General features: G+C 35.8%; 7 protein-coding genes. 4 read left to right on the plus strand and 3 right to left on the minus strand.

Annotated features, from left to right (window positions below; genetic code table 11):
• Positions 1-48 precede the first annotated feature (48 nt).
• From IO90_RS01225 to IO90_RS01235, 3 genes are all read right to left on the minus strand, one after another.
• Entirely contained in the window at positions 49-2451 is a 2403-nt protein-coding gene (locus tag IO90_RS01225; protein ID WP_165570232.1) for a PKD domain-containing protein, read from the minus strand.
• A gap of 1062 nt (positions 2452-3513) precedes the next feature.
• Positions 3514-4275: a LytR/AlgR family response regulator transcription factor gene (locus IO90_RS01230; protein WP_051878158.1), complete on the minus strand. Its 762-nt coding sequence runs from the start codon at positions 4273-4275 to the stop codon at positions 3514-3516.
• A gap of 1 nt (position 4276) precedes the next feature.
• Positions 4277-6196 carry a tetratricopeptide repeat protein gene (locus tag IO90_RS01235; protein ID WP_034963114.1) on the minus strand — a complete coding sequence of 640 codons (1920 nt, stop codon included), beginning with the start codon at positions 6194-6196 and terminating at the stop codon, positions 4277-4279.
• A 136-nt stretch (positions 6197-6332) separates the two neighbouring features.
• On the opposite strand from IO90_RS01235, the gene nadD reads away from it, so the two are divergent.
• From nadD to IO90_RS01255, 4 genes are all read left to right on the plus strand, one after another.
• The gene (gene nadD, locus IO90_RS01240; RefSeq protein ID WP_034963116.1) at positions 6333-6923 is read left to right on the plus strand and encodes a nicotinate (nicotinamide) nucleotide adenylyltransferase; all 591 of its coding nucleotides are present in this window, start codon (positions 6333-6335) and stop codon (positions 6921-6923) included.
• Between the two features lie 7 nt (positions 6924-6930).
• Positions 6931-7536 carry an XAC2610-related protein gene (locus IO90_RS01245; RefSeq protein WP_034963118.1) on the plus strand — a complete coding sequence of 202 codons (606 nt, stop codon included), beginning with the start codon at positions 6931-6933 and terminating at the stop codon, positions 7534-7536.
• Positions 7533-7874, plus strand: a complete 342-nt coding sequence (locus IO90_RS01250) for a DUF3817 domain-containing protein (protein WP_034963121.1) — start codon at positions 7533-7535, stop codon at positions 7872-7874. The genes IO90_RS01245 and IO90_RS01250 overlap by 4 nt, the downstream gene beginning before the upstream one ends.
• A 229-nt stretch (positions 7875-8103) precedes the next feature.
• Complete coding sequence (locus IO90_RS01255; protein ID WP_034963124.1) at positions 8104-9102, plus strand: 2-hydroxyacid dehydrogenase; 999 nt, start codon at positions 8104-8106, stop codon at positions 9100-9102.
• Positions 9103-9330 lie beyond the last annotated feature (228 nt).

A 9330-nucleotide genomic window follows, 5' to 3' on the forward strand; every position in this document is an offset into this window, starting at 1 on the left:
AATCATAAAAAAACCCCGATTCAAAAATTTGAACCGGGGTTTTTGTTTTTACTTTTTGATAACTTTTCTCGTGATCACGTTGTTTTCTGTTTTTATTTTCAGATAGTAAACGCCGTTGTTGCCATTGATATTAAATTTAATATTCTTGGAAGGCAAACTCAAAATCTGGTTTTGCAAAATTCTTCCAGCAGAATCGTACAATTCTATCGATCTTAGATTTTCCTTGGACGTTACATTCACTTCTCCATCTGTTGGAATCGGATAGACTGAAATTTCATTTGATCTCAAATCTTCGTTGCCTAGTGTTGGAGCGACATTCGATTTTTTATTAGCAAAGATCAATCCTGCTGAGCAAGAAACGATGGCATTCACATCCAAAGATTGTCTCACAGTAGAGTTGTTGGAATAAACCAAAACTTTGATGTAATATCTTCCGGCTGACAAACTGTAATTATCCACTTTCGGACTTCTGCTATTGAGCCAGCCTTTGAAACCGTCATTCATCCATTGCGTTTTTGTGATTTGGATTTCGTCCTCGCTACCATCTGGATTTACTTTTATTAGATAAGACCAATTTCTAACGAATGACAAAGATCTAAGATTTAATTTTGCATCCGTCGCATTTTCCGGGATTGCGAATTCTCGGCTTTTGTAAGTGTAATAACCTTCGAAGTTATTTAGAGAAATCCAGCGGCTGTTGTTCCCATTCCCGATGTCTGCATAGCTCCAGCCAGGAAAAGTCTGTCTTACTTTTGGTGTCATTTCTGTGCCATTGACGTCATAACCTTTCCAATCGTCGTCATCAGAATCCGTGGTCATCAGATTTCCATCCGACGTTTTTCCTGTAGAAATATCTGCGGAGTTTCCTCCAATACTGAATGATATGGTCTGAGAAGATGTATTGCTACCCGCATCAGAAACGGTCAACTTTGCTGTGTATGTTCCAGGAACGGTGTAAACTACGGTTGGTTTCGAATTGGTTGTAGAACTTACTGTCGGGTTTCCGGAGAATTCCCAAAGATAATTTGTGATCGTACCCGTACTAAGGCTGCCATCGAAATCTACTGGATAATTGTTGTTGCTGAATTGCTTTGCATCGTAATTAACTTTAGCTTTCAGGACAGAATTCTCGTTTTTGATTTCTGTGATATAGTCATTGGTATCAATCGGGAAATTGTAATCGAAATAGATCTCTGCGCTATTTGTCACATTATCACCTTCTTGAAGTGTGTTGAGAGATCTTATTTTCAATAAAACATTACCGTGACCACCGCTTTGAAGTTTTATTTTTTTGAAGATGAACTCTACTTTGTTTCCTGTGACCTTCGTCATCACCTCAGCAGAAGCGTTTTGTAACTGAAGTGTATTGATATCGAATTCTGCTGGATCGATGTCCATTTTCACAACAATATTTTCCGCTTCTGCAGTTCCTGTATTTTCAAAATTAACCACATAATGCAGATATTTACCAACCGCAACAGACGGAATAGTCTCACCTTCCAGACACACAATATCGTTCGGATCAAAAGAATTCACGACTGTGTGGTTGAAACCAAAGTTATTATCCTCCTGAGTAAGGTCTGCACTGTTCGGGGTAATCTGCGCATTGAACGCCAAAATATCGCCTGAGTTCACCGGATTGGTGGAATGTGTGGGTGTATTGATTGTAAAAGTGATTTCCGAAGCTGTATTTGCGAAAGGTTTCAGATTGGCGTAATCAAATTCCAAAGTTCCACTGCTTGCCACAGAATATGGAAGCGAACTGGTTTGGAAAGTCATTTTGCTGGCGTCGTAATTCAAAACTACTTTTCCGGACAGTGTTGTATTTCCTTTGTTTCTCCAAACCAGTTTGTACGTTGCGTCAAATCCTGGTCTTGCATTGGTCAACGGTGCAATCACAACCTCAGCATCATTCTGATTTCCGTTGGCTGTAACGCAGATGTCCTGAGTCAAGATATTATTGTTAACATCGGCAAAGTTGGTAGAAAAATTGGCTGGAGAAACTGTAAACAAATTTGGATTTTCTGCAAGTGCAACTATGTTGAAATTACCCGCTTGTGTGTAAAACTCATATTTCCCATTGTTCTGAGCGAAGGTTTCTCCAGAGCTTGTTCCATCATTTATTCTAAGTTTTAGGAATTCGAAAGGATGGTCTGAGGCATCACAACCGTTGTTGTTTGCATCAAATTTTACGGTTCCAGAAATGGTGTTGTGGTTTCCGCCCGGTGTGAAGGAGCAATAGGTATTTATAGAAATGTTACTTTGATTTAATGAAGAAAAATAATCTTTAATAGAACTTACAGCATAATCATCACTGCAAAAGTAGACTAAACTGGGATTGTATGTAAAATTGTTCCCGGCATTACAATCTGTGCAAAGAGCATTTATATTAAAGTTACCATTTTTATAATTTATAGATTTTAGATTAGGATTGTCATTACATGTTAACACATAAACTTTAGTATCGGAAACATCTATACTTGTTAGATCATTATGATAACAATATAATTCTAACAAATTTGCACTATGAGATAAATCGATTTCTGTAAGTTGATTATTAAAACATAATAAACTTTCCAAGCTAGGATTATGAGTTACATCAATCTGATTTAATAAATTCTCACCACAACCTAATAATTTTAAATTTGTTAAGCTAGACACATCTAGTGTTGAAAATTTATTTGCACTGATATTAACAAAAGTTAAAAGCTGTGGATTTGAGGGAAAATTAATAGAAGTAAGTAAATTTGAAGGTGCATTAACGGTAGATAGACTAGTGCAATCATTTAAATTTAATGCAGTTAACTGATTCACTCTGCAATTTAATTCTGTTAAATTAGTCAAATTTTGTAAATTTAAAGAAGTTAAGTGATTTCCATCACACGATAAATACTGAAGATTTGTAAGTCCCTGTATATTCAAAGAAGCTAGTTGGTTATAAGAACAATTTAAATTTTTAAGATTTGTAAGTTCCTGTAAATCCAAAGAAGTTAATTGATTTTCATTACAATTTAAATACTGAAGATTAATACAATTTTGGATATTTAAAGATGTTAATTGATTCCCAGTGCAACTTAGTGACTGAAGATGTGCTAAACCTTGCAAATCCAAAGAGACAAGCTTGTTATAACGACATTCTAATGTTTCAAGATTTGTAAAACTGGTAATTCCTACTAATGATGCAATTTTATTATCTGAAACAAAATCAGCTTGTATATTTAATTGACTAACATTTTTGGCCTCACTTACCTGTATCTGTCCATCTCCATTGGCATCTATCGCAAAGTAATTTCCACTGAGATTTTTTGCAATCGTTTTACTGGAAGAGGAAGACAATAGAAGTGCCTTAAAATTAGCATCCGGAAAGTTTATAATCTGAGCCTGTATTCCAAACGAAAGGAATCCTAGGAAAAGGAGTAAAAGTTTTTTCATCATTTGTATTTTTTTTAAAATTATCATGTTTTTATAGTAAAACAGTCTGTCAATTAGAATTCGGTTATTCTGAGTTAGAATTTATAGCTTGCCGATCAACTCTTGCAACCTTTCCTTTTTCCGCTGAGAAACAGGAAGTTGAGAATCGTCCGACATTATCACAAATCCGCCTTCTTTTCTGATGTAAGATTTCAGCTCGTTCAGATTAATCAAATGCGATTGATGAATCCTTTCAAAGCCCTGATCTTTAAGCAGTTCCTCATATTCTTTCAAAGTTTTGGAAATCATCACCGTCTTGTGATTTTTGATGAAAAACTTGGTGTAATTGTCCTCACTTTCGCAACGGATGATGTCTTTGATCTCGAAAAGATGAATCCCATCCGAGGTAGAAAGTGCAATTTTTTTGAAACCGTCAGATCTTTTCTGAATATTTTCCAAAAGCAAACCAATGTTTTTGTTGTCATTATTTTGATGGATGACATTTTTGATTTTCTTCAAAACAGTTTGTAATTCCTCAGGATTCACAGGTTTCAAAAGGAAATCCAACGCACTAAATCTGAATGCTTTAATGGCAAATTCCTCGTGAGCTGTGATAAAAATGATGTGATAATTTACGTTCCCAAATTTCTCATTCAACTTTTCCAAAATATCAAAACCAGTTCCGTCGTTCATCAGGATATCTAGAAATGCGATGTCGGGTTTTGCAGTTTCCATCAGTTCAGTTCCGGATTTCACGCTATCCGCTTCACCCACAATTTGAATTTCCGGAGCGTAGAGATTAATCATCATCCTCATTCCTTCGCGAAGATTGCCATCATCGTCTATCAATACAGCTTTTATCATCTTAATCATTTATGTAATTCAGCGGAAGTTCCAGCCTGATTCTGGTTCCTTTGCTGTCATTATTTTCATCTTTAAGTTCTTCGATTTTCAGATTCACTTTTTTATTTTCCAATTCTTCCAACGTTTTCAACCGTTTTTTGGAAATATCCAAAGCCATCGATTGATGAACATTCACAGAGTTTTTCTTGAGTTCTCGCGACGTTTCTATTCCTACGCCATCGTCTTCTATCACGCAAATCAACTGTTCATCTTTCTGTGTAAAATCTATTTTAATAAACCCCCTTCCGTCTTTTGGCGCAACACCGTGAATGATCGCGTTTTCCACATAAGGTTGCAAAAGCAAAGATGGAATCGCCGTATCATCCTCGATTTCTGAATCTTTATTAATTTTAAAATCAAATTTCTGATTGAATCTTAATTGTTCCAGCTCAAGATAGTTTTGCAAAGCCTCAATTTCTTTATCAATTGGGATGGATGATTCTTTGGAAAACTCCAGTGTCAAACGCATTAGTTTGGAGAATTTGGAGAGATATTTCATCGCATCTTCCTTTCCGTTTTGCATAATGAATGACGAAATCGAAGCCAGACAATTGAACACAAAATGTGGATTCATCTGCAAGTGCAAAGCCTTGTGCTCAAACTCGGCGAGTTGTTTTTGCAACATCAAAGTTTTTTCACGCTCTTTATTTCGGAAGTAGAAAAACAAACCAACAAAGACAAAAGCCAAAACCACAAATCCTAAAATCACCAATAATTTTGCGCGCATTTCTGTTTCCTTCTTCTCAAGTTGCTCTTTTTCATAATGAAAATCGAGTTCAGTTTTCAGACGTTGTTGCTCATTGATGATTTTTTCGAGATTGTCTTTTTCGTTGTTATAATTCCGAAGATGTTGCAATGCCAATTCCTGATTTCCTTGTTTGTCATAGATGTCAGAAAGTAGTTTTTCAGATTTCATTCGGGTTTCCGGAAGGTTTAATTCCTGAGACATAGCCAGACTTTTACATGCAAACTCAAGCGATTTTTCAGAATTATTTTCTTTAAAATAAATGTCTCCCAGCAAAAGATAAGTATCCGAAAGTCCGAATTGGTCTTCGATGCTTTTGAACGTTCCTTCTGCTTTCAGCAAAAATTCTTTAGCCAAATCATATTGGTTTTCAGCAATATAATATCTGGAATAATTATTATAAAGTTCGCCCAAACCTCTTGGATTCGGATGGATTTCGAAAGCTTTCAAACTCTCGTCAAAATATTGTTTTGCTTTGACTTTTTGGTTTTGTTTAAGATAAATCAAACCAATGTTGGAAGCGCTCACAGCAACCGCTGGATTGTTGTCTTGCTTCTGAAGCTGATTGGCTTTCAGGAAATATTCCAAGGCTTTTTTTCCATCGTCGATAGAATTATAAATCACACCAATGTTGTTGTAGATCTTGGAAAGCTGGAGTTTGTTTTCCAAATTTTCATAGATTTTCACTGCACGGAAATCATATTCTAAAGCTTTTGCATAATTGTTTTTCTCGGAAAATGCGATGCCTTTGCTTCCAAGCGTTTTCGCCAAGATTTCCTGCGCTTCTTTCGATGGATTTTTTTGTCTGATGAGAATCTGTTCCGACGCATCAAAATTCTGAATCGCCTTGTCGTAATCGCTCAAAATGATGTAGGAAATCCCAAGGTTCTGATACGCCTTTGCCCTTTGAATGTGATTGTTGCTTTTTTTGGAAGTCATCAGCGCGAGCTTGGCAAACTTCTGCATCTGCGAAGGATCCGTAGTTTGAAAGGCCTCAGAAATCTGGTTCTGAAGCTTCGTGATTTTGTCAAGATCTTTCGTATTATTTAAAACCAACAACAGAGAATCTGGAGCTGACTTTTGTGCAGAATTGATGACAAAAAAGCAAAATAAGAGGAACGTAAAAAGTGGTTTCATTTGTGTTTCGAGTGCAAAATTAAACTATTGATTTGAAAATCAAAACTATAAATTAGAAATCGCAGGTTTTGAATTAGAATTTGATTTCTGATTGACATTTTAATTCTTTAAATTTGAGGTTCAAACTTTTACAATTTTGGAAAACTCAAAGAAAATCGGACTTTTTTTCGGCTCGTTCAATCCTATTCATATCGGGCATTTGATTTTGGGAAATTATATTTTGGAAAATTCTGATATGGAGGAATTGTGGTTTGTGGTAAGTCCTCAAAATCCTTTCAAAGACAAAAAATCACTTTTGAAAGACCACAATCGTTTGGACATGGTTCAGTTGGCCATCGAAAATTATCCAAAAATGCGTGCCTCGAATGTTGAATTTTCATTACCAGTTCCGAGCTACACGATCGATACTTTGACTTATCTGAAAGAGAAACATCCTAATTTTTCATTTTCATTAATTATGGGTGAAGACAATCTGGGAAGCTTTCACAAATGGAAAAACTATGAATTGCTTTTGGAAAATTATCAAATCATCGTTTATCCTAGAATTTTTGGCGAAGAGAAACAAGCGGACTATTTGAAACACGAAAATATCCATCAAATTAATGCGCCCATCATCGAACTTTCTGCTACAGAGATTAGAAATATGATAAAGGACGGCAAAAACACAAGACCAATGTTACCACCGGAAGTTTTTGAATATCTGGATGGTTCTTCATTTTATAAATAATCATTAGATGAAAAGAATTATTTTTTCACTCATTTTCCTGATTGCCCAAACTTTTCTTTTTGCCCAAAACAAGGAAGTCAAGAAAATAAACTGTGATTCAATTTACGATCAAAAAGGCTATTCAGTTTCTTTGGAATTTGACCCGAAAGACCAAATTATTCTGAATGTCTTATTTACTTTCTCAAAAAAAATCAATGGAAAGGAGAAAATAATACATCAGGAAAAATTGCACAGTCAGTATCAAAATGTGGAGTTCATCGATTTCAATGGTGATGGAATCAAAGATATTTTGGTGGAAAACACTTCGGATGTGAGAAGTAATTTGACTTACAATTTGTTTCTCGTCGATTTTAAAAGTCAAAAACTGAGAAAAATTGAAGGTTTCAATGAAATCAAAAATCCAAATTATCTAAAGGAATATGACCTCATCGATTGTATGGTAATGTCCGGAAGAAACTGGACGCGCTTTTATAAAATCGAAGGCAACAAAGTAAAGGATTTTGGTTATGTCATAGAAGATGGCGAAGATGAAAACGGAAAAGATTTGGAATATGACAAAAATTATGAATTGACTTTGGCAAAAATCCTTAAATCGGAAAAAAAGAAAAAATGAATCTGATAGAAAAATATTACTCAAAATATCCGGAAGAAAAAATCATCAAATGGTTCAAGCAGATTTGCGTTGCGGAAGCGATTTCGTGGTTTTTCCTCTTTACAGCAATGATTTGGATTCGTGTTGAGCCAGAAGGTTTGTTCGCGATTATTTACATCAGTACAGTTGGGACGATCCACGGATTTTTTTTCACGCTTTACCTTATTTTCCTTCCTGCTGTGAGAAAAATTTATGCCTGGGACGACGAGGATTCTATCTTTGCATTGATGGGCGCTTTTTTCCCTTTCGCCACGATTTGGGTTGAGAAAAAACTGCTCCGTAAAAATCGGGATGATTGAAAGCCTGTTCAAATTTGTATTGAAAAGTTTTTTAACCACATAGACACATAGTTTTTGTATTTTTTTAAGATAAAATAGTAGTACGTTTAATTCTATTTTATCTTGTTCCAAAGTAAATATCAGGTTTTTTCTATGTGCCTATGTGGTTTTGTTAATTTTTTAAACAGGCTCTGATAATTATCAAACGTTAAAAATTGATTTCACCCGATGAATTTTGTATTTTTAGGGTATGAAAATCACCTTCTTCTCCACCAAACCTTACGACAAGGAATTCTTTGACAAAGTCAATCAGGATTTCAATTTTGAACTCGATTACTTCGAAACGCATCTCGGTCCACATATTCTAAACGTAATTGAACATTCCGACGCTGTTTGTGCATTTGTGAATGACAAGTTGGACGCAGAAGTTTTGGAATCACTCGCGAATAAAGGTGTGAAATATATCGCGTTGCGTTGCGCCGGTTTCAACAATGTGGATTTGGAGACAGCAAAACGTCTGGGACTGCGAGTTTGCAGAGTTCCCGCTTATTCTCCGGAAGCGGTGGCAGAGCACGCGATGGCGATGATTCTGACACTTAACAGAAAAACGCACAAGGCTTACAACCGCGTTCGTGAACAGAATTTTGCTTTGAACGGTTTGATGGGATTTAATCTTTATCAAAAGACGATCGGCGTGATTGGAACTGGAAATATCGGAACAGCATTTGCAAAAATTGCGAAGGGATTTGGCGCGAAAATTCTGGCTTATGATATTGCAGAAAATCAAGAACTGAAAGACCTTGGGATAGAATATGTTCCGTTGGAAACACTACTTTCTGAGTCCGATGTCATTTCGCTCCATTGTCCACTGATGGATGCGACTCATCATTTGATCAATGAAGATTCCATCAAAAAAATGAAGGAAAATGTAATGATTATCAACACCAGCCGAGGTGGATTGATTGACACAAAAGCGGTGATCGACGGTCTGAAATCCAAACACATCGGTTATCTCGGAATCGATGTCTATGAGCAGGAAGAGAAATTATTTTTCCGCGATCTTTCTCACACCATTATTGAAGATGACACGATCCAGCGATTGATGAGTTTCCCCAATGTTTTGGTAACGGCGCATCAGGCTTTTTTCACGCAGGAAGCTTTGCATCAGATTGCGACCTCTACCCTTTCCAGTCTTTCCCACTTCGAAAAGAATGAAGCATTTGAAAATCCGAATGCGGTTTTGATTTGATAAACAACCACAAAAGGCAGAAAAGAAAATATAAACAGTCTTGTGGAAGAACAAAAAAAGATTTCTTTAGACATTATCATTTTTGAACTTTTGATAAACTAAGATTTATTATAACTTTTGTGAGTTGTGATAAAAAATATTGGTTTTTATGATCCAATTTTTAATACAGGACATATCTCTTGTAAAATGGTTCAATGATCGTCAAACTTTTTTTTTTGGGGGGGGGGG

This window comes from Chryseobacterium sp. FH1, from assembly GCF_000735135.1.
Lineage (GTDB): Bacteria > Bacteroidota > Bacteroidia > Flavobacteriales > Weeksellaceae > Epilithonimonas.

What these genes read in the sequence shown, in the direction of transcription:
- IO90_RS01230 (WP_051878158.1), bottom strand. Translation starts at nt 4,275, where the DNA reads ATGATAAAAGCTGTATTGATAGACGATGATGGCAATCTTCGCGAAGGA.
- IO90_RS01235 (WP_034963114.1), bottom strand. Translation starts at nt 6,196, where the DNA reads ATGAAACCACTTTTTACGTTCCTCTTATTTTGCTTTTTTGTCATCAAT.
- IO90_RS01245 (WP_034963118.1), top strand. Translation starts at nt 6,931, where the DNA reads ATGAAAAGAATTATTTTTTCACTCATTTTCCTGATTGCCCAAACTTTT.
- IO90_RS01250 (WP_034963121.1), top strand. Translation starts at nt 7,533, where the DNA reads ATGAATCTGATAGAAAAATATTACTCAAAATATCCGGAAGAAAAAATC.
- IO90_RS01255 (WP_034963124.1), top strand. Translation starts at nt 8,104, where the DNA reads ATGAAAATCACCTTCTTCTCCACCAAACCTTACGACAAGGAATTCTTT.